General features: G+C 61.0%; 16 protein-coding genes. 7 read left to right on the top strand and 9 right to left on the bottom strand.

From position 1 onward, the window contains the following. A partial coding sequence (locus tag ACW9HX_RS19860) for a DUF6531 domain-containing protein (RefSeq protein ID WP_457381912.1) occupies positions 1-1,783 on the bottom strand: 1,783 nt, incomplete at its 3' end. 247 nt (positions 1,784-2,030) lie between these two features. Here ACW9HX_RS19860 and ACW9HX_RS19855 point away from each other — a divergent pair. Continuing rightward, entirely contained in the window at positions 2,031-2,726 is a 696-nt protein-coding gene (locus ACW9HX_RS19855) for an HAD-IA family hydrolase (protein WP_039769963.1), read from the top strand. A gap of 76 nt (positions 2,727-2,802) precedes the next feature. On the opposite strand, the gene ACW9HX_RS19850 is transcribed toward ACW9HX_RS19855, so the two are convergent. Next, on the bottom strand, positions 2,803-3,549 hold the full coding sequence (locus ACW9HX_RS19850) for a 3-oxoacyl-ACP reductase family protein (RefSeq protein WP_457381911.1): 747 nt from the start codon (positions 3,547-3,549) through the stop codon (positions 2,803-2,805). A 125-nt stretch (positions 3,550-3,674) separates the two neighbouring features. Here ACW9HX_RS19850 and ACW9HX_RS19845 point away from each other — a divergent pair, with 125 nt between their 5' ends. After that, positions 3,675-4,616, top strand: a complete 942-nt coding sequence (locus ACW9HX_RS19845) for a LysR family transcriptional regulator (RefSeq protein WP_457381910.1) — start codon at positions 3,675-3,677, stop codon at positions 4,614-4,616. Here the strand turns inward: ACW9HX_RS19845 and ACW9HX_RS19840 are convergent. The 3 genes from ACW9HX_RS19840 to ACW9HX_RS19830 form a co-directional block, all read right to left on the bottom strand. Then, positions 4,585-5,313 (bottom strand): aspartate/glutamate racemase family protein, encoded by a 729-nt coding sequence (locus ACW9HX_RS19840; RefSeq protein ID WP_085711883.1) that lies wholly within the window; start codon positions 5,311-5,313, stop codon positions 4,585-4,587. The genes ACW9HX_RS19845 and ACW9HX_RS19840 overlap by 32 nt on opposite strands. A 54-nt stretch (positions 5,314-5,367) precedes the next feature. Then, on the bottom strand, positions 5,368-6,912 hold the full coding sequence (locus ACW9HX_RS19835; RefSeq protein ID WP_457381909.1) for an NCS1 family nucleobase:cation symporter-1: 1,545 nt from the start codon (positions 6,910-6,912) through the stop codon (positions 5,368-5,370). Positions 6,913-7,391: 479 nt separating this feature from the next. Beyond that, on the bottom strand, positions 7,392-8,126 hold the full coding sequence (locus ACW9HX_RS19830; RefSeq protein WP_085711886.1) for a phosphoadenylyl-sulfate reductase: 735 nt from the start codon (positions 8,124-8,126) through the stop codon (positions 7,392-7,394). 162 nt (positions 8,127-8,288) lie between these two features. Between ACW9HX_RS19830 and thrH the strand changes: the two genes are divergently transcribed. After that, the gene (gene thrH / locus ACW9HX_RS19825) at positions 8,289-8,906 is read left to right on the top strand and encodes a bifunctional phosphoserine phosphatase/homoserine phosphotransferase ThrH (RefSeq protein WP_457381908.1); all 618 of its coding nucleotides are present in this window, start codon (positions 8,289-8,291) and stop codon (positions 8,904-8,906) included. Positions 8,907-8,947: 41 nt separating this feature from the next. Here the strand turns inward: thrH and pabB are convergent, their stop codons facing one another. From pabB to rloA, 4 genes are all read right to left on the bottom strand, one after another. Further along, positions 8,948-10,291 (bottom strand): aminodeoxychorismate synthase component I, encoded by a 1,344-nt coding sequence (gene pabB, locus ACW9HX_RS19820; protein WP_457381907.1) that lies wholly within the window; start codon positions 10,289-10,291, stop codon positions 8,948-8,950. 255 nt (positions 10,292-10,546) lie between these two features. Then, entirely contained in the window at positions 10,547-11,533 is a 987-nt protein-coding gene (locus ACW9HX_RS19815; RefSeq protein ID WP_457381906.1) for an alpha-L-glutamate ligase-like protein, read from the bottom strand. Further along, the gene (gene rloB, locus ACW9HX_RS19810) at positions 11,533-13,068 is read right to left on the bottom strand and encodes an osmotic stress tolerance membrane protein RloB (RefSeq protein WP_096822529.1); all 1,536 of its coding nucleotides are present in this window, start codon (positions 13,066-13,068) and stop codon (positions 11,533-11,535) included. The genes ACW9HX_RS19815 and rloB overlap by 1 nt, the downstream gene beginning before the upstream one ends. Before the next feature lie 5 nt (positions 13,069-13,073). Continuing rightward, positions 13,074-13,610 (bottom strand): retropepsin-like aspartic peptidase RloA, encoded by a 537-nt coding sequence (gene rloA / locus ACW9HX_RS19805; protein WP_096822528.1) that lies wholly within the window; start codon positions 13,608-13,610, stop codon positions 13,074-13,076. Between the two features lie 298 nt (positions 13,611-13,908). Between rloA and ACW9HX_RS19800 the strand changes: the two genes are divergently transcribed. The 4 genes from ACW9HX_RS19800 (at position 13,909) to acnD (ending at position 19,502) form a co-directional block, all read left to right on the top strand. Then, positions 13,909-14,631, top strand: a complete 723-nt coding sequence (locus ACW9HX_RS19800; RefSeq protein ID WP_169432611.1) for a GntR family transcriptional regulator — start codon at positions 13,909-13,911, stop codon at positions 14,629-14,631. Continuing rightward, entirely contained in the window at positions 14,628-15,518 is an 891-nt protein-coding gene (gene prpB / locus ACW9HX_RS19795; RefSeq protein ID WP_007951973.1) for a methylisocitrate lyase, read from the top strand. The genes ACW9HX_RS19800 and prpB overlap by 4 nt, the downstream gene beginning before the upstream one ends. Before the next feature lie 43 nt (positions 15,519-15,561). Further along, positions 15,562-16,689 (top strand): bifunctional 2-methylcitrate synthase/citrate synthase, encoded by a 1,128-nt coding sequence (gene prpC / locus ACW9HX_RS19790; RefSeq protein WP_457381905.1) that lies wholly within the window; start codon positions 15,562-15,564, stop codon positions 16,687-16,689. Between the two features lie 218 nt (positions 16,690-16,907). After that, complete coding sequence (gene acnD, locus ACW9HX_RS19785; protein ID WP_457381904.1) at positions 16,908-19,502, top strand: Fe/S-dependent 2-methylisocitrate dehydratase AcnD; 2,595 nt, start codon at positions 16,908-16,910, stop codon at positions 19,500-19,502. The last annotated feature ends 13 nt before the right edge of the window (positions 19,503-19,515 follow it).

The following is a 19,515-nucleotide window of genomic DNA, read 5'->3' as shown; positions in this document are numbered from 1 at the left end:
CCCCGTTATCCAGCCGCTGAATCCGGTCGGAAAGATCCCGATGCACCGTCAGACGGTTGCCATAGGCATCGCTAACAGCGGTCAGACGCCCAGCCCGAAAGTGATAAAACCGCGCCGCGTCCCCCGCCAGCGCAACGATCAGTTCCTCCGGTTCATCCCCCAGAAAAATCGCCGCCCGCGACAAGCTGTTGTGAATCGCCGGCCGCTCGACACTCGGCAACGGAAACCGCGTGCGCCGGTTCTCATGGTCAACCCAGATCACGCCGTCGCCCTCGACCTCCAGCCGATGCGCCAGCGAATGGCTCCAGCCAAACCCCAACCCGACATCGATCTCGGCCGCACTGGTGCGGTACAACCGGCTGAACTCGAACGGCAACAACCCGTCGAGCACGCCATCGGTCAGAGTCAGCAGCTCTTCGCCGGTGACCATCGACACTGGACAACCGTTGGTGCAGGTCAGCGCTGCGCAATCGGCGCTGTCGCCATTGGGATTTTTCGCCTGATCAGGCTTGTCGTCGTGAGGCTCATGCCGCTTCATTTGCGTCATGCCCTGGGACTTGTTGCGCGCAATGGCCGCCGGATTGGGCACCGTCAGTACCAGCGAGTCGGCCGTGCGAATCTCCAGCGCAATGGCAGGTGTCGGCCGCAACGGTGCCGGACGTGCATTGACCATCAGCGGTTTCAAAGCGCTCGCATGCCGGGTCAGATCGGGTGCCGAAGTCAGCTCTGCCACCCGCAACGCCGACGCCGCCAGCCATTCCCGGGCGCGCGGCGACTTGATCTTGCCGAGTGCCTTGGTGCTCAAGCGCAGCGGTACGCCCATGCCACCCGACACACACATCAGCAAAAAACTGATCAGCAATTCGGCCCGGACTTCAGCGACCACCTCGGCCAGGTATTGCGGCGGCAGCATCTTCAGCCAACTGGTGAAGGCCGCCAGATAAATGAACAGCAGCGGCTCGTCGCTGAGCATCAGCAAGCCATTGGCGATAGTCTCGGAGGAGGCTTGGAGCAAGGCCTCCAGCTCGGCGGCGGACAGGTAATGCAGAAGTTTTTCACTGTTGACCTGCAAGTCGGCGAGCAGGGCAAACAGTTGCTTCACGTCATCCCAGACGCCGTTCAGGGCTTTTTCGAAGCTGCGCCAGTCGGCCTGTTGCAACTGACCGTAACGCTCGGTGAAGCCGGCGCTGGAAAACGTTGTCCATTGCGGTTGAAAACCTTTCCATTCCTCCCGCAGCCAGCTTTCGAGGCCCTCGATCAGTCCTTGATATGAGGCGTACAGCGTCTGGATATGCGAAGCGGAAACATCGGGAAAGAAGGTGATTCGATAACGCTGGCCCCGGTCGCAGTCACTGACCTCGAGAATGCCGCTGGGGCCGATGGTGTAATGCCGCGGTTCGCCGAATTCCAGGACACCGTCGACATCGGAAATGACCGGCTCCAGGGTCACCGGCGTATCGCCGATCGGGACGAAGCGCGCGGCTTCGAACATGTGTACCAGTGTCAGGGGCCCGGTGGCGGGACACATGGCCACGGAAGTGCTGACGGGCTTTCGACTGCCAACCGGCGCACTGAGCTGGACCTCGTTGCCGACTTTGAACACCTGGTCGACATCCAGCGCGGTTCCTGTCCAGAACTGCTCGGCCCAGTTTTCATAGTTGTTGAGGCAGAGGCGGAATTCCTGAAGCAGCGTTTCGACGTCAGGCTGGTCAGGATTCAGCGCAGCCACCACCAGCAAACCAATGCTGTTGTTCAGGGACAGGAGTCGATCGGATGGAAGCATTCGCAGTCACTCGCGCGCATCAGTGGAATGGCGCGAAACTTTGCGGGGGATCAAACAGGAAAGAAGTCAGGCAAGTAGGCGATGTCTGTAGGGCAATTCTTTAAATGTGCCTGGCAGCGTTCGGCTGGCAACCGACATTGCCCGTTGCTCAACCTCGGCTGCGCTCGTTATGCTGCTGAACCCTTTAATCAGATCCGAGCAGCGGCACCTCATGTCGCCTGGGATGTTTTTGATAACGGATCCGATGATGAATGCACCGCTGAAGGCGTTCGGCCCGATCAAGGCCGTGATTTTCGATATGGACGGTTTGCTGCTGGACACCGAGGGCATCTACACCGAGGTCACCTCACTGATTGCTGCGCGTTACGGGCGCACCTTTGACTGGAGCATCAAGCAGAACATCATCGGCCGTGGGGCTGGCGATCTGGCGCGCTACGTGGTCGAAGCACTGGATCTGCCGATCACCGCCGAAGAGTTTCTGGTGATCCGCGAGCCGCTGATGCGCGAGCGTTTTCCCACCGCGCAAGCCATGCCGGGCGCCGAGGAACTGATCCGCCATCTCAAGGCGCACAATATTCCGATTGCGGTCGGTACCAGTTCATCGCGCCAGTCGTTCGGTCAGAAAACCACGTTGCACCGCGACTGGTTTGCGTTGTTCGACTTCATCGTCACCGCCGACGACCCGGAAGTCGGCGCTGCGAAGCCTGCGCCGGACATTTTCCTCACCGCCGCTCGCCGTCTCGGTGTGGCGCCGGAAGATTGCCTGGTGTTCGAGGACTCGCCGTTCGGCGTGACGGCGGCGAAAGCAGCGGGCATGACCGCCATCGCGATTCCCGATGCAGCCATGGCCGATGAAAAATACGCACACGCTGACGGGATTCTTCGTACGTTGAAAGCGTTCACGCCGAGTGCTTGTGGTTTGCCGGCGCTGGACTGGGCCTGATCAAACTGCCGACATAAAAACGCCGCCCCTCTGTTAAAGGAGGGGCGGCGTTTTTCGTTATCGACAATCTGATCAATCAGGCGCCAAAACCACCGTCGATGGTCAGGCTGGCACCAGTGATGTAGCCGGCTTCCGGGCCTGCGAGGTAAGCCACGAAGCTGGCGATCTCTTCGGCTTTACCGTAGCGACCCACCGCCATCAGCGGGATCAGGCTTTCGGCAAAATCGCCGTGTGCCGGGTTCATGTCGGTATCGACCGGGCCGGGCTGTACGTTGTTGATAGTGATGCCGCGTGGGCCGAGGTCGCGGGCCAGGCCTTTGGTCAGGCCGACCAGCGCGGATTTGCTCATCGCATATACGCCGCCACCGGCGAAGGGCATGCGGTCGGCGTTGGTGCTGCCGATGTTGATGATGCGCGAGCCTTCGCCCATGTGTCTGGCGGCTTCCTGGCTGGCGATGAACACGCTGCGCACGTTGATTGCCAGGGTCTGGTCGAAGTCTTCCAGTTTGAAGTCTTCCAGCGGGGCGACAGCCAGCACGCCGGCGTTGTTGACCAGGATGTCGAGGCGGCCAAAGGTCTCGACCGTTGCGTTCACCGCGTTGCGGATGGCACTGGCATCGGCGCTGTCAGCCTTGATCGCCAGGGCTTTGCCGCCGGTCGCGGTGATGCTGTTTTGCAGTTCCTCAGCCTTGGCGGCCGAGCTGACGTAAGTAAAGGCAACCGCGGCGCCTTCAGCGGCCAGGCGTTTGACGATGGCGGCACCGATGCCGCGAGAGCCGCCTTGAATCAGAGCGACTTTACCGCTGAGGTGTTGAGTGGTCATGTTCGATCTCCAGAAGTTTCAAGGCAGGCTGCCTTGGTGTGGTGCCGAGTATCTGCCCCTCGCCAACAGGCGGGTAGACCGTGGTTGCTATAGTCTGTGTAAACCAAAAGTTTAGAGTGGCGGCCATGGAAACCTTCAGCAGTATCGAATGCTTTGTGCGCAGTGCCGAAGTCGGCAGCTTTGCCGAGGCCGCGCGCCGCCTGAGCCTGACACCGGCCGCGGTGGGTAAAAGCGTGGCGAAACTGGAAGTGCGCCTCGGCGTGAGGCTGTTCCAGCGTAGCACCCGCCGGCTGACCCTGACGGAAGCGGGGCAGCTGTTTCTGAGTGAGGTCAGTGGCAGTCTCACCACCATCCAGAACGCTGTGAACAATCTGGCCAGCGCCGGTGGTCAACCCGCTGGCACGTTGAAGGTCAGCATGGGTACGGTGTTCGGCCGCTTGTACATCGTGCCGTTGCTGGGGGAGTTCCTGACAAGGTTTCCGGCGATCAACCCGGACTGGCACTTCGATAACCGACAGGTCGATCTGATCGGTCAGGGGTTCGATGCGGCGATTGGCGGTGGCTTTGAGCTGCCCCAAGGCGTGGTGGCGCGCAGGCTGACGCCGGCGCATCGGGTGTTGGTGGCTTCCAAGGATTATCTGGATCGCCACGCGCCGATCAGCGAACCGGACGACCTCAAACTGCACGAGGGCATCCTGATCCGCTCTCCGCAGACCGGACGCATGCGTTCCTGGCAACTGACGCATCGCACGCAACAACACAGCCCGCTGACCCTCAAGGCGCGAATGACCATGAGCGATTCCGAAGCTGCCTGCGCCACGGCGGCGCAGGGGTTGGGGATTGCGTTGGTGAGTATGCCGTTTGCCGTCAGTTATCTTGAGGCGGGGACGTTGCAGCGAGTCTTGCCCGACTGGTACGTCGATGACGGCAACATCTCCATCTATTACGCCGAACACAAATTGCTGCCGGGCAAGACCCGGGCGTTCGTCGATTTTGTCATCGAGCAGTTTTCAGCCCAGGGTCTCGCCGAGCGGTTCAACGCGCAAAACGTGCTGGCCAGCCGATGATGGTTTTCGGTCGTGGCGTCGCATAAGTCCGCACTTTGGATGTCGACAGCCCTAGTCGAACCAGCGATTCGGCGATAGTTACCGCGGCGGTTACGCCATCGATTACCGGCACCCCGGTGCGCTGGCGGATTTTCTCGTCGAGCCCGGCCATGCCGCCGCAACCGAGGCAGATAACTTCGGCTTTATCCTGAGTGACCGCCAGTTCGGCTTGATGCACGATCGCTTCCAGCGCTCGTTGTGGTTCGTGTTCCAGTTCCAGTACCGCCAGACCACTGGCTCGCACCGAGGCGCAGCGATCCCACAGGCCGGAGAGTTTCAGGCGATCCTCGATCAGCGGCACGGTGCGATCCAGCGTGGTGACCACCGAATAGGCGTGGCCCAGAAACATCGCGGTGCTGGCGGCGGCATCGGTGATGTCGACCACGGGAACGTTGAGCAACTCCTGCAAACCTTCACGACCGTGCTCGCCGTAGCCGGCCTGGATTACCGCGTCGAACGGCTGGTCGTAGGACATCACCCGGTCCATCACGGCGATAGCCGCCAGATAGCTTTCGAAATTACCTTCGACTGAATCAGCGCCGAAGTACGGCGTCAGACCGACGATCTCCGTACCGGGGGAAGCCACAGCCTGTGCCGAGCGGGCGATGGCCTGGGTGATGGATTCGGTGGTGTTGACGTTGACCACGAGAATTCGCATGGGAAGTCCTTATTACGGTTGGTTCTGCGGCCCCTCGAAGGGCCGCCAAAGGATTCAGTGGCTGACGTTGTCGACGGCGATGGCTTCACCATCCACGTCGGCGTAGTGCGGCTGACGTTTGGCGATGATCAGGTAGAGCATCCCGGCAATGCCGGCACCGATCAGCCAGGAGAAGGGCGAAACGCTGTGGAAGCCCGGCACCAGCGCCAGGACGATGGCGATCAGCGCGGCCGGAATGAACGCCGCGACGGCTCGCAGATTGACCCCGCGGCTGTAGAAATACGCGCCGTTCGGATCTTCGCTGTACAGCTGCGGCACGTGGATCCGGCCTTTGCGGATCAACCAGTAGTCGACCATGATCACGCCGTACAACGGGCCGAGCAGGGCGCCCAGGCCGGACAGGAAGTACACGATGACCAGCGGGCTGTTGTAGAGATTCCACGGCAGGATCAGCACGGCAATCGTTGCGCTGATCAGCCCGGCGCGGCGGAAGGTCAGGTACTTCGGCGCCAGGTTGCTGAGCACGAAGGCCGGGGCGACGAAGTTGGCCATGATGTTCACCGCCACGGTGACGATCAGGAACGCCAGGCAGCCGAGCACCAGAAAGAACGTGTTGGGGATCGAAGCGATGATTTCGGTCGGGCTTTCGATGATCCGCCCGTTGATCTGAAATTGCGCACCGCACAGCAGGACGGTGATCCCGGCGAACACCAGAATATTCACTGGCAGGCCCCAGAAGTTTCCGACCTTGATGGTTTTGCGGCACGGCGAAGAACGGGCGAAGTCGCAGAAGTTGAGGATCAGCGTGCCGTAGATCGCCAGCCACAAGGCGCCGCCGGCAAAAATGTTGCGCCACATTTCGCCGCCGGTCAGCGGTTCGCGGATCGACCAGGCAATCGTTGCGTTGGCCTGGGTGTACATCCACACGGCGAGGCAGGCGACGGTCAGCAAAATCACTGGCCCAGCGAAGGCTTCGTAGCGGCGGACCATTTCCATGCCGTAGGCCAGAATCCCCAACTGCACGAACCAGATCGCCACGAAACACACCCAGCCCAGGCTCGACAGGCCGAGGATCGAGTTGTGGTCGTACTCGGCGAAACCGGGGTGGACAGCCGTGAGCAATACGCGAAACACCACCGACGCCAGGTATGTCTGAATCCCGAACCAGGCGATGGCGATGACTGCCCGGATCAACGCAGGAATCTGCGCCCCGTGAATGCCGAAACTGATCCGGCTGATCACCGGGAAAGGCACCCCGGTTTTTTGCCCCATGTAACCGGACAGGTTCATGAAGAAATACACCAGCGCCGCGCCGATCCCCAGCGACAGCAGAATCTGCCAGCCGCCCAGGCCCAAGGCGTACAGACCGATGGCAAACGAGTAGTTGGCGATGTTGTGCACATCGTTGGTCCACAGGGCGAAGATGCTGTATTTGCCCCAGCGCCGTCCTTCGACCTTGGTGGGCGCGAGGTCGCTGTTGTGCAGGCGCGGGCTCAGTTGCAGCGGTTCGGCGATGCCGTCACCGGGCACGGTGTGATCGAGGGTTGAGGAGGAGGGCAGATTCAGCGCGATGTTGTTGTTCGAAAGACTCGTACGCATTCCGGCAGGCTCCTGATGTTCGGGCCGCGATGACTGTGCATGAGCGCTCGGGCTCGGCAGATCTTCGTCGCGACGCTGAAACATCACTGGTTACGGGGCATCTGCAGCCTGTACGGGATAGGGCGCTTCAGGCTTGCGGATCGAAAGTGTGGGTTCATGTTTTGCGGTTTTGTATACAAAACATGTATGCACTAAAGCCAGATCTGTGCCAGTCAGCGATCTATGAAAACCACCGCTGATTTCGAAAAGTTATTGAACAGCGCTAAGTCGCTGAAAATCAGGCGATATAAATTGACCGTTTGAACAGGTATTTATTTTTCGGGAGGGATTTTGGCGGACGCCGTCAGGGATCGCTTTGGGAGTTGGATGTAACTTTTCAGGGCGCGGAAATGAAAAGTGCACACATAAATGGCACTGATGGTGACATTCGTGTGTACACATTTTTCATGTCTGGCAGAGACAACTGTGGGCCGAATGGTTTACGCCTTGCTGATGATATTCCCCGCGTGCAACCCGCATTCTTTCTGGGTGGCTTCTTCCCACCACCAGCGGCCTTCGCGCTCGTGCTGGTTTGGTAGCACAGGGCGGGTGCACGGTTCACAGCCGATGCTGATGAAGCCGCGCTCATGCAGGCTGTTGTACGGCAGCTCCAGCATGCGGATGTAGCCCCAGATTTCCTCGCTGGTCATCTGCGCCAACGGGTTGAATTTGTACAACGTACGCTCCGGGGTGGAGAACGCGCTGTCGATTTCCATTACCGCGACCGCGCTGCGGGTGCCCGGGCTCTGGTCGCGGCGCTGGCCGGTGGCCCAGGCTTTGACGCCGGACAGTTTGCGGCGCAGTGGCTCGATCTTGCGGATCCCGCAGCACTCGCCATGGCCGTCCTTGTAAAAACTGAACAGGCCTTTTTCTTTCACGAACGGTTCGAGTTTCGTGTAGTCCGGCGAGACCAGTTCGATGTCGATCTTGTAGTGCTCGCGCACCTGATCGATGAAGCGGTAGGTCTCCGGGTGCAGGCGGCCGGTGTCGAGACTGAACACCTTGACGTTCTTGTTCAGCTTCCAGGCCATGTCCACCAGCACCACATCCTCGGCGCCGCTGAAAGATATCCACAGGTCATCGCCGAACTCGGCGAACGCGAGTTTGAGGATGTCCTGGGCGGATTTGTTGGCATAGGTCGTGGCGAGTTCCACGACGTCGAACGTTGGGCTCATCAGGGCGGCTTCCTACAGGTCGGTGGCGCTGGGCGCTCTATATGGCGGCGATATTAACAAAAAGCGGCGCAGGCCGGGGGGCACTCTGCGTTGCGTGGCCCGGAACGAGCCGCTAGAGTTCGGGCTCGCTCGACTCAATAAACATTACAAATGGAGTGTCCTGTGGAAATTGCCTGTCTTGATCTTGAAGGGGTGCTGGTACCGGAAATCTGGATCGCCTTCGCCGAAAAAACCGGAATCGAATCGCTCAAGGCCACCACCCGGGACATTCCCGACTACGACGTGCTGATGAAACAGCGCCTGCGCATTCTCGACGAGCATGGCCTCAAACTTTCGGACATTCAGGAAGTGATCGCCGCGCTCAAGCCGCTGGACGGCGCGGTGGAATTCGTCAACTGGCTGCGCGAGCGGTTTCAGGTGGTGATTCTGTCGGATACTTTCTACGAATTTTCCCAGCCGCTGATGCGTCAACTGGGCTTCCCGACCTTGCTCTGCCACCGTCTGATTACTGACGAAAGCGGGCGGGTGACAAACTATCAGTTGCGTCAGAAAGATCCGAAGCGTCAGTCGGTCCTGGCCTTCAAGAGCCTGTATTACCGGGTGATTGCGGCGGGGGATTCCTACAACGACACCAGCATGCTGGGCGAAGCGGATGCGGGGATTCTGTTCCACGCGCCGGATAACGTGATTCGGGAGTTTCCGCAGTTTCCGGCGGTGCATACGTTTGCCGAGTTGAAGCAGGAGTTTCTCAAGGCTTCGAATCGCGAATTGAGCCTGTAAGTCATGCTGTGGCGAGGGCGCAACCGCCGTCGCCACACTCGTCAGAGGTTCTGCAGGGTTTCGAGCAGGACTCTGACCTTGGTGATCGACTCCTGATACTCCGCCTCCCAGTCCGAATCGGCCACAATCCCGCCACCGCCCCAGCAGCACACCTGCCCATCCTTCACCAACAGACTGCGAATGGCGATGGAACTGTCCATCTCTCCGCGCACGTCCAGGTACAGCAACGAGCCGCAATACAAACCGCGTCGAGTCGGTTCCAGTTCGTCGATGATCTGCATCGCACGAATCTTCGGCGCGCCGGTGATCGAGCCGCCGGGGAAGCTGCCGGCGATCAGGTCAAGGGCATCGCGATCCTCCGCCAGCTCACCGGTCACGCTGCTGACCAGGTGATGCACGTTCGGATAGCTTTCCAGGCTGAACAACTCCGGCACCCGCACCGAGCCGATGCGGCAGGTGCGGCCCAGGTCGTTGCGCAGCAAGTCGACGATCATCAGGTTTTCCGCGCGATCCTTGGGGCTGGCCAGCAGTTCGGCGGCGTTGGCGGCGTCTTCGGCCGGGTTCGCGCCACGGGGGCGGGTGCCCTTGATCGGACGGGTTTCCACCTGACGCTGGCTGACTTTGACGAAGCGCTCGGGCGAGAGGCTCAGCACCGCGTTGCCGTCGGGCAGGCTCTGGAACCCGGAAAACGGCGTCGGGCAGGCTTCGCGCAACTTGCAGTAGGCCAGCCATGGATCGCCCTCGCACGGTGCACGGAAACGCTGGGCGAAGTTGACCTGATAGCAGTCGCCGGACTGAATGTAATGCTGGATGCGTTCGAATGCCTGACGGTACGCGTCGGCTGAAAGATCAGCCGCCATCGGGCTGTTGAGCTTGAACGGGGTCAGTCTGGCGACCGCCGGTTGGCTGAACACATCGATCAGCCGTTGTTTTTCGCTGTCGCTGACCGACGGGTGAAACACCAGTTGGCAGGTGGCCGATTGGTGATCGCTGATCAAGGCCCAGTCGTACAGACCAAAACGCGCATCCGGCAGTTGCAGATCATCCCTGGCCTGACTCGGCAGGTGTTCCAGATGCCGACCGAAGTCGTAGCTCAGGTAACCGATCAGGCCGCCGGCGAACGGCAGATCATAGGCGTCAGGCAATTGCGCTTTGCCCAAACGCGTCAGATTTTCCCGCAGGCGTTGCAGGAAATCGTCGCCGCGCTCGTCCGGCAGCACCGCCAGTTGTTCCAGCGGCCAGGCGCTGAGCAAGTCATAACGGCCACGGTCGGCATTCGGCCGGCCGCTGTCGAGCAGCACGGCGCCGGGCGCATGGCGGACGGCCGCAAAATAGTCGGCGGGGTTGGCGCGGTAGGGCAGCGGGTGTACGGAACAGGTCAACATGGGCGGGGCAGATCGGCCATCGAGGCGGGGTGGGGATTGTAGTCCTCTCCTTGGATTGCTCCTAGATCAAAATCAAGAGCAACCCCCTCACCCCAGCCCTCTCCCCCAGGGGGGCGAGGGGGAAAGGGGGCAGATCGGGGGCTTTTCAAGTCCTGAGTTCGACTCCGGATTTTCAGGTCGATGGAGTGGGAACATCCAACTCGGTCAGTTCCCTCTCCCTCGGGGAGAGGGCTAGGGTGAGGGGCTTTTCAGCTTTTAGCCTTCAACAGCCGGAATATGCCCAAACAACTCCTGAGCAAACGCCACCCGCTCTTCAACCGACTCAGTCACACCACGCGCCTTGAGATCCTCCAGATGCGCTTCCACCGCATGGGTACGTGACGTCAGCCCACAATCATTGGCAATCTGGATATTCAGCCCCGGCCGCGCATTCAGCTCGAGAATCAGCGGGCCTTTCTCCTGATCCAGCACCATGTCCACGCCGATATAACCCAGCCCGCACAGTTCATAACAACCGGCCGCGAGCTTCATGAAACCGTCCCAGTAGGGCAGTTGCACGCCGTCCACCGCGTTGGTGGTGTCCGGGTGTTTGGCGATGATGTTGTTCAGCCAGGTTCCGCGCAGGGTCAGGCCGGTGGCCAGGTCGACCCCGACGCCGATGGCTCCCTGGTGCAGGTTGGCCTTGCCGCCGGACTGCCGGGTCGGCAGACGTAGCATCGCCATCACCGGATAGCCCATCAGCACGATGATGCGGATGTCCGGCACGCCTTCGTAGCTGATGCTCTTGAAGATCTGATCGGGAGTCACCCGGTATTCGATCAGCGCCCGGTCGCGGTGGCCACCGAGCGAATACAGGCCGGTGAGGATGCTGGAGATGTGATGCTCGAGCTCTTCGTGTGTGAGGATCTTGCCCGACACCGTGCGATAGCGACCCTCGAAACGGTCAGCGATCACAATGATGCCGTCACCGCCGGCACCCTGGGCCGGCTTGATCACGAAGTCGTTGCGCCCGCCGATGATCTCGTCGAGCTTGTCGATTTCCTTCTCCGTGGAAATCACGCCATACAGTTCCGGCACATGAATGCCGGCCTTGATTGCGCGTTCCTTGGTGATGATCTTGTCATCGACGATCGGGTACAGGCTGCGCTTGTTGTACTTGAGCACGTAGTCCGCGTTACGCCGATTGATGCCCATGATGCCCCGGGCTTCCAGGGCCTTCCAGGTCTTCCAGAAACCGAACATCAGGCGTCAGCCTTCTTCAGGAAAGCCTTGAAGCGCACCAGTTCGGTCAGGCGATAACCGCGATAGCGACCCATGGCCAGCATGAAGCCCACCAGGATCAGCAGGATCGCCGGGAAGGTAAACACGAAGTACACCAGCTCCGGAACGGTCATGATCAGGTGCGCCAGGGAGGCTGCGAACAGCGTGCCGATCGCCACTTTCAAGGCATGGCTGGCGCCGCGTTCTTCCCAGGTGATCGACAGGCGTTCGATGGTCATGGTCAGAATCACCATCGGGAACAGCGCCACCGACAGGCCACGTTCCAGACCAAGCTTGTGACTGAACAGGCTGATCGCCGCAATCAGCACCACCACGAACGTCAACACCACCGACAGACGCGGCAGCATTTGCAGCTTCAGGTGTTCCAGATACGAACGCAGCGACAGCCCCAGCGCCGTAATCACGGTAAACAGCAGGATGCCGAAGCCCAGTTGCGTCTCGCGGAAGGCCAAAGCGATCAGCACCGGGGTGAACGTGCCGAGGGTCTGCAGGCCGATCAGGTTGCGCAGGATCAGGATCACCAGCACGCCGATCGGGATCATCACCATGATCATGAAAGTCTGCTGGGTTTGCAGCGGCAGGCCGTACAGCGAGTATTCGAGGAAGTTGGCGTCGGTGTTTTCGTCGGTCAGCTTGGCCAGACGAATCGCGTTCATCTCGCTGTTGTTCAGGCTGAAGGTCACGTTGGCTTTCTTGCCGCCGTCGACGGTGATCAGGTTTTCATCGCCGCTCCACCACAGCAGGCGATCGGTCGGCAGGCCTTGTTCGCCGGTTTCCGGGTTGAAGTACAGCCAGTCGGTGCCATTGAAGCTGCGCAGCCACAGTTCAGGGGTTTGCGGCTGATCGGCGACGAGGCGGATGGTGTGGACCTTTTCCACCGGCACGTGGGCGATGGACAGCAGCAGTTCGACGATTTTCGCTTTGTGCGGCGTCGACGGATCGCCGGCCAGCAGCAGTTTCACGTTGTCGTCGTTGACGTTGTTGACGCGTTTGATCGCCTCGCCAATGAAGGTTTCGACGTCGGCCGAGTGTTGGCGGATCGGCGCGAGCAGGGCTTCGGCGGCGATTTTTTCCGGACCTTCGATGGCGATGCTGTCGCGGAAGGTCGGGCCTTTGATCTTGGTTTTTTCAGCGGTGTAGCGCTTGGTCAGCACCAGACGGTAATAAAGAGTCTGGTTGCCCTTGGCCCGACGCGCCGACCAGGTGACCTTGCGGTTGCCGTCGACACGGTTGACCGCCACGCCGTAGTTATTGGAGATGAAGCTTTCATTGAGGCTGACGTAATCGCGGCTCAGGGGCGGCACGAACATCTGGATCTTCACCGGATCTTTGGTGCTGGCGACGAACTCGACCTTGGCGTCGATGTTCCACAAGTCGTCGGTGGCGTCTTCGGTTACCGGAATACCGAGCACGAAAATCTGATAGGCCGTAACCGAAACGCCCAGGAGCACCAGAATGGTGATCAGGATTTTCAGGTGGAAGGTTAGAGAACGCATGGAAATTACTCGGCGGTATGAGCGGCGATGGCGCAGGCGGGTTTGCCGGCAGCGTATTTAAGACTGGGATCGACCAGCGCATCGAAGCGTTTCAGCGCCTCGGAGCCGATCAAAAGCGGGTATTGGAACGCACTGCGGTCGGTCAGGTTCACTTCGATGCTGCGCATCGCCGTGCCCATGCAGATATCCAGTTCGATCACCGGGCGCGCGGTGTACTTCTTGCCTTCTTCCGGGTCGTAGTCGCCGGCGCGGCGTTTGATCTTGCTGACCCGGGCCAGCGGCCGTTCGATCGGGTGCGAATGCGCGGCGTCGATGGCCAGGTAGAAACGTACCCAGGATTCGCCGTTGCGCTTGAAGCGTTTGATGTCACGGGCGCTCAGGGAGGCGGTTTTCGCCCCGGTGTCGAGTTTCGCCGCCACTTCCAGGTTGATCCCGTCGAGGGCGGCGTATTCGTTGAGGCCGTACACAGTCTTTTCCCCCGCCACAGCCAGGCTGGGCAGGCAAAACAGATAGAAAAAGGTGGGGAAGGGCTTGAGTCTCATAAATCCTGGCGAGCAGCGGTCCGTTCTCGGTTCAGGGCCACGGCATCAGGAGATCCTGCCTGCGCGCGCCTTCGTGTGCCTATCAGCTTTTTATGACAAGCCGTGCAAGTGACTGGCAAATGCGGGCGGCATTCTAGCACGGTGGTTTTATGGCGCCAGCGCCCGAGGGGGTCTATAACCCTTGGGGTTGATGCTGAGGGTTATTAGACGATTGTCGACAATGTCTATTTATCCTTTGACTGATGCGGGCTGATTCGCTAGTTTTTGCCGCATTGGATTTAAAGGTGTCGACAATATGCTGGATCAACTCGATCCCCCGGTCATCAGCGGCGACGATTCGGAAACCCTGTCCGAAAACGTCTTCCGGCGCATCCAGGCCGCTATCGTCAAAGGCGAGATCGCCCCGGGCAGCAAGATCTCCGAGCCGGAGCTGGCGCGCACCTACGGCATCAGCCGGGGCCCGTTGCGCGAGGCGATCCACCGGCTCGAAGGCCAGCGCCTGCTGGTGCGCGTGCCGCACGTCGGTGCGCGGGTGGTCTCGTTGAGCCACGCCGAACTGCTCGAACTCTACGAAATCCGCGAATCCCTCGAAGGCATGGCCTGTCGTCTGGCGGCCGAACGCATGAGCGTCGAAGAAATCGACGAACTGCGCCGGGTGCTGGAAACCCATGAGCGCGATGCCGCGTTTCAGGCCGGCGTCGGCTATTACCAGCAGGAAGGCGATTTCGACTTTCACTACCGGATCATCCAGGGCAGCGGCAACCGTACCCTGACCCAGATGCTCTGCGGCGAGCTCTATCAACTGGTGCGCATGTACCGCATCCAGTTTTCCACCACGCCCAACCGCCCGCGCCAGGCCTTTGCCGAACACCACCGGATTCTCGATGCCATCGCCGACCGTGACGGCGAACTCGCGGAATTGTTGATGCGCCGTCACATCGGCGCCTCGAAACGCAACATCGCCCGTCATTACCAGGACGGCGCCGACAATAAGACAGCCACTGAACGAGGTGAGTCATGAGTTCCAACAAGAGCACTCCAGGCCAGCGTTTCCGCGATGCGGTCGCCAGCGAGCATCCATTGCAGGTGGTCGGCGCGATCAACGCCAACCACGCGCTGCTGGCCAAGCGCGCCGGTTTCAAGGCGATTTACCTCTCGGGTGGCGGGGTGGCTGCCGGCTCCCTCGGCGTGCCGGACCTGGGCATCACCGGCCTGGATGACGTGCTGACCGACGTGCGCCGCATCACCGACGTCTGCGACCTGCCGCTGCTGGTGGACGTGGACACCGGTTTCGGCGCCTCGGCGTTCAACGTGGCTCGCACCGTGAAGTCGATGATCAAGTTCGGCGCGGCGGCGATCCACATCGAAGACCAGGTCGGCGCCAAGCGCTGCGGTCACCGTCCTAATAAGGAGATCGTGACCCAGCAGGAAATGGTCGACCGCATCAAGGCTGCCGTCGATGCCCGCACTGACGACAGCTTCGTGATCATGGCCCGCACCGACGCGCTGGCCGTTGAAGGTCTGGAGTCCGCACTGGATCGCGCCGCCGCGTGCATCGAGGCCGGCGCCGACATGATCTTCCCGGAAGCCATCACCGAACTTGAGATGTACAAGCTGTTCGCCAGCCGCGTGAAAGCGCCGATCCTGGCCAACATCACCGAATTCGGCTCGACGCCGCTGTACACCACCGAGCAGCTTGCTGGAGCGGATGTGTCGCTGGTGCTGTATCCGCTGTCGGCGTTCCGCGCGATGAACAAGGCGGCGGAAAACGTCTACACCGCGATCCGCCGCGACGGCACCCAGCAGAATGTCATCGACACCATGCAGACTCGCATGGAGCTTTACGATCGCATCGATTACCACACCTTCGAGCAGAAGCTCGACGCGTTGTTTGCGGCGAAGAAGTAAGCCGCAACCGTACTCCCTAACAAATTCAAGATTGGAGACAACAATGGCCGAAGCAAAAGTACTCAGTGGCGCCGGACTCCGGGGCCAGGTTGCCGGGCAAACCGCACTGTCCACCGTGGGCCAGGCCGGTGCCGGGCTGACCTATCGCGGCTACGATGTGCGCGAACTGGCGGCAGACGCACAGTTTGAAGAAGTGGCGTACCTGCTGCTCTACGGAGAGCTGCCGACCCAGGCACAGCTCGCCGACTATCAAGGCAAACTGAGCAAGCTGCGTGACCTGCCGCAAGCGCTCAAGGAAGTGCTGGAACGCATCCCTGCCGACGCCCACCCGATGGACGTGATGCGCACCGGTTGCTCGTTTCTGGGCAACATCGAGCCGGAGAAAGACTTCTCCGAGCAACGCGACAAGACCGACCGCCTGCTGGCCGCGTTCCCGGCGATCATGTGCTACTGGTATCGCTTCAGCCACGACGGCAAGCGCATCAATTGCGTAACCGACGAGCAGTCCATCGGCGGCCACTTCCTGCACCTGCTGCACGACAAGAAGCCGAGCGAACTGCACGTCAAAGTGATGAACGTGTCGCTGATCCTCTACGCCGAGCACGAGTTCAACGCCTCGACCTTCACCGCTCGCGTGTGTGCGTCGACCCTTTCCGATCTGTACTCGTGCGTCACGGCAGCCATCGGCTCGCTGCGCGGCCCGCTGCACGGTGGCGCCAACGAAGCGGCGATGGAAATGATCGAGCGCTTCTCGTCGCCGGAAGAGGCGATCAAAGGCACCCTCGGCATGCTCGAGCGCAAGGACAAGATCATGGGCTTCGGCCACGCGATCTATAAGGACAGCGATCCGCGTAACGAGGTAATCAAGGGCTGGTCGAAAAAACTCGCCGACGAGGTGGGCGACAAGGTGTTGTTCGCGGTCTCGGAAGCCATCGACAAAACCATGTGGGAGCAAAAGAAACTGTTCCCCAACGCCGACTTCTACCATGCCTCGGCGTACCACTTCATGGGCATCCCGACCAAGCTGTTCACCCCGATCTTCGTCTGCTCGCGCCTGACCGGCTGGGCGGCGCACGTGTTCGAACAGCGCGCCAACAACCGCATCATCCGTCCAAGCGCCGAGTACGTCGGCGTCGAACAGCGCAAGTTCGTGCCAATCGAACGTCGCTGAATGGTGGAGGCTACCCCGCAAGTTGCTGAATGAACCGGAAACCCATGTGGGAGCGGGCTTGCTCGCGAAGACGGACTGACATCCAACATTGATGTCGACTGATATATCGCTTTCGTCGGATCGCCGCCCGGAGCAAGCCCGCTCCCACATTTGACCGAGTTCATTCAGTACTGGTGCCGCGCCTACCCCTTGTTATCACCGTGACCGAGTCCTGACCGATGAACACAGAATTTCGCAAGAACCTGCCCGGCACGCCGCTGGACTTTTTCGACGTCCGTGCGGCTGTCGATGCGATCCAGCCGGGCAGCTACGACACCCTGCCGTACACCTCTCGCGTGCTGGCGGAAAACCTCGTGCGTCGCTGCGACCCGGCCACGCTCACCGATTCCCTGAAGCAACTGATCGAGCGCAAACGCGATCTAGACTTTCCGTGGTTCCCGGCCCGCGTGGTGTGCCACGACATTCTCGGCCAGACCGCGCTGGTGGATCTGGCCGGCCTGCGCGACGCGATTGCCCAGCAGGGCGGCGACCCGGCGCAGGTCAACCCGGTGGTGCCGACGCAACTGATCGTCGACCACTCGCTGGCGGTGGAGGCGGGCGGTTTTGACAAGCAGGCGTTCGAGAAGAACCGCGCCATCGAAGACCGTCGCAACGAAGACCGTTTCCACTTCATCAACTGGACCAAAAAGGCGTTCAAGAACGTCGACGTGATCCCGCCGGGCAACGGCATCATGCACCAGATCAACCTGGAGAAAATGTCTCCGGTGATCCAGGTACGTGACGGTGTGGCATTCCCGGATACCTGCGTCGGCACCGACAGCCACACCCCGCATGTCGACGCGCTGGGCGTGATTGCCATTGGTGTCGGTGGCCTCGAAGCCGAGAGCGTGATGCTCGGCCGTGCGTCGTGGATGCGCCTGCCGGAAAGCGTCGGCGTCGAACTGACCGGCAAGCTGCAACCGGGCATCACCGCCACCGACATGGTGCTGGCGCTGACCGAGTACCTGCGCAAACAGAAAGTGGTCGGCGCCTGGCTGGAATTCTTCGGCGAAGGCGCCTCGGCGCTGACCCTCGGCGACCGCGCGACCATCTCCAACATGGCTCCGGAATACGGCGCTACTGCCGCGATGTTTTACATCGACCAGCAGACCATCGATTACCTGAAACTCACCGGTCGCGAAGACCAGCAAGTGCAGCTCGTCGAGCAATACGCCAAGCAGATCGGTCTGTGGGCCGACAGCCTGAAAGGCGCGCAATATGAGCGCGGCCTGACCTTCGATCTGTCCTCGGTGGTGCGCAACATGGCCGGCCCGAGCAACCCGCACGCCCGTGTGGCGGTGTCGGATCTGGCGGCCAAAGGCATCGCCGGCCAGTGGGAAGACGTGCCGGGGCAAATGCCCGACGGCGCGGTAATCATCGCCGCCATCACCAGTTGCACCAACACCAGCAACCCGCGCAACGTGATCGCCGCCGGCCTGCTGGCGCGCAACGCCAACAAGCTCGGCCTGACGCGCAAACCGTGGGTCAAGTCGTCGCTGGCGCCCGGTTCGAAAACCGTGGCGCTGTACCTCGATGAAGCGGGGCTGACCACGGAGCTGGAGCAACTCGGTTTCGGCGTCGTCGCCTTCGCCTGCACCACCTGCAACGGCATGTCCGGCGCGCTGGATCCGGTGATTCAGCAAGAGATCATCGACCGCGATCTGTACGCGACTGCCGTGCTGTCCGGTAACCGCAACTTCGACGGCCGGATTCACCCGTACGCCAAGCAAGCGTTCCTCGCCTCGCCGCCGCTGGTGGTGGCCTACGCAATTGCCGGCACCATCCGTTTCGACATCGAAAAAGATGTGCTGGGCGTGGTCGACGGCAAGGAAATCCGCCTGAAGGACATCTGGCCGAGCGACGAGGAAATCGACGCTGTGGTGAAATCCTCGGTCAAGCCGGAGCAGTTCCGTCAGGTCTACATCCCGATGTTCGCCATCCATGAAGACACCGGCCCGAAAGTCACGCCGCTGTACGACTGGCGCGAAATGAGCACCTACATCCGCCGTCCGCCGTACTGGGAAGGCGCGCTGGCCGGGGCCCGTCCGCTCAAGGGCATGCGCCCGCTGGCGGTGCTGCCGGACAACATCACCACCGATCACCTGTCGCCTTCGAACGCGATCATGCTCGACAGCGCCGCCGGCGAATACCTGGCGAAAATGGGCCTGCCGGAAGAGGACTTCAACTCTTACGCGACCCACCGTGGCGACCACCTGACCGCGCAGCGCGCGACGTTTGCCAACCCGAAACTGTTCAACGAAATGGTCGTGGAAAACGGCAAGGTCAAGCAGGGCTCGTTGGCGCGTGTGGAGCCGGAAGGCAAAGTGATGCGCATGTGGGAAGCCATCGAAACCTACATGGAGCGCAAGCAGCCGCTGATCATCATCGCCGGCGCCGACTACGGCCAGGGTTCGTCTCGTGACTGGGCGGCCAAAGGCGTGCGTCTGGCGGGTGTGGAAGCGATTGCCGCCGAAGGTTTCGAGCGCATTCACCGCACCAACCTGGTGGGCATGGGCGTGTTGCCGCTGGAATTCAAACCGGGCACCGACCGCAAGACACTGGGCATCGACGGCAGCGAAACCTACGACGTGATCGGCGAGCGCACGCCGCGCGCCGACCTGACGCTGGTGATCCATCGCAAGAACGGCGAGCGCGTCGAAGTGCCGGTGACCTGTCGCCTCGACACCGCCGAAGAAGTGTCGATCTACGAGGCTGGCGGCGTGTTGCAGCGCTTCGCCCAGGACTTCCTCGAAGAGTCGGCGGTTGCCGTTTAAATCACGTTGTGCG

It is taken from the genome of Pseudomonas sp. SDO52101_S400 (genome assembly GCF_054071635.1).
The sequence above is the reverse complement of the archived record's forward strand: the minus strand, read 5'-3'. Positions and strand labels throughout refer to the sequence as shown.

What these genes read in the sequence shown, in the direction of transcription:
- ACW9HX_RS19835 (WP_457381909.1), bottom strand. Translation starts at nt 6,912, where the DNA reads ATGCGTACGAGTCTTTCGAACAACAACATCGCGCTGAATCTGCCCTCC.
- prpB (WP_007951973.1), top strand. Translation starts at nt 14,628, where the DNA reads ATGAGTTCCAACAAGAGCACTCCAGGCCAGCGTTTCCGCGATGCGGTC.
- ACW9HX_RS19850 (WP_457381911.1), bottom strand. Translation starts at nt 3,549, where the DNA reads ATGACCACTCAACACCTCAGCGGTAAAGTCGCTCTGATTCAAGGCGGC.
- ACW9HX_RS19815 (WP_457381906.1), bottom strand. Translation starts at nt 11,533, where the DNA reads ATGTTCGGTTTCTGGAAGACCTGGAAGGCCCTGGAAGCCCGGGGCATC.
- prpC (WP_457381905.1), top strand. Translation starts at nt 15,562, where the DNA reads ATGGCCGAAGCAAAAGTACTCAGTGGCGCCGGACTCCGGGGCCAGGTT.
- ACW9HX_RS19855 (WP_039769963.1), top strand. Translation starts at nt 2,031, where the DNA reads ATGAATGCACCGCTGAAGGCGTTCGGCCCGATCAAGGCCGTGATTTTC.
- rloB (WP_096822529.1), bottom strand. Translation starts at nt 13,068, where the DNA reads ATGCGTTCTCTAACCTTCCACCTGAAAATCCTGATCACCATTCTGGTG.
- acnD (WP_457381904.1), top strand. Translation starts at nt 16,908, where the DNA reads ATGAACACAGAATTTCGCAAGAACCTGCCCGGCACGCCGCTGGACTTT.
- pabB (WP_457381907.1), bottom strand. Translation starts at nt 10,291, where the DNA reads ATGTTGACCTGTTCCGTACACCCGCTGCCCTACCGCGCCAACCCCGCC.
- rloA (WP_096822528.1), bottom strand. Translation starts at nt 13,610, where the DNA reads ATGAGACTCAAGCCCTTCCCCACCTTTTTCTATCTGTTTTGCCTGCCC.
- ACW9HX_RS19840 (WP_085711883.1), bottom strand. Translation starts at nt 5,313, where the DNA reads ATGCGAATTCTCGTGGTCAACGTCAACACCACCGAATCCATCACCCAG.
- ACW9HX_RS19830 (WP_085711886.1), bottom strand. Translation starts at nt 8,126, where the DNA reads ATGAGCCCAACGTTCGACGTCGTGGAACTCGCCACGACCTATGCCAAC.
- ACW9HX_RS19845 (WP_457381910.1), top strand. Translation starts at nt 3,675, where the DNA reads ATGGAAACCTTCAGCAGTATCGAATGCTTTGTGCGCAGTGCCGAAGTC.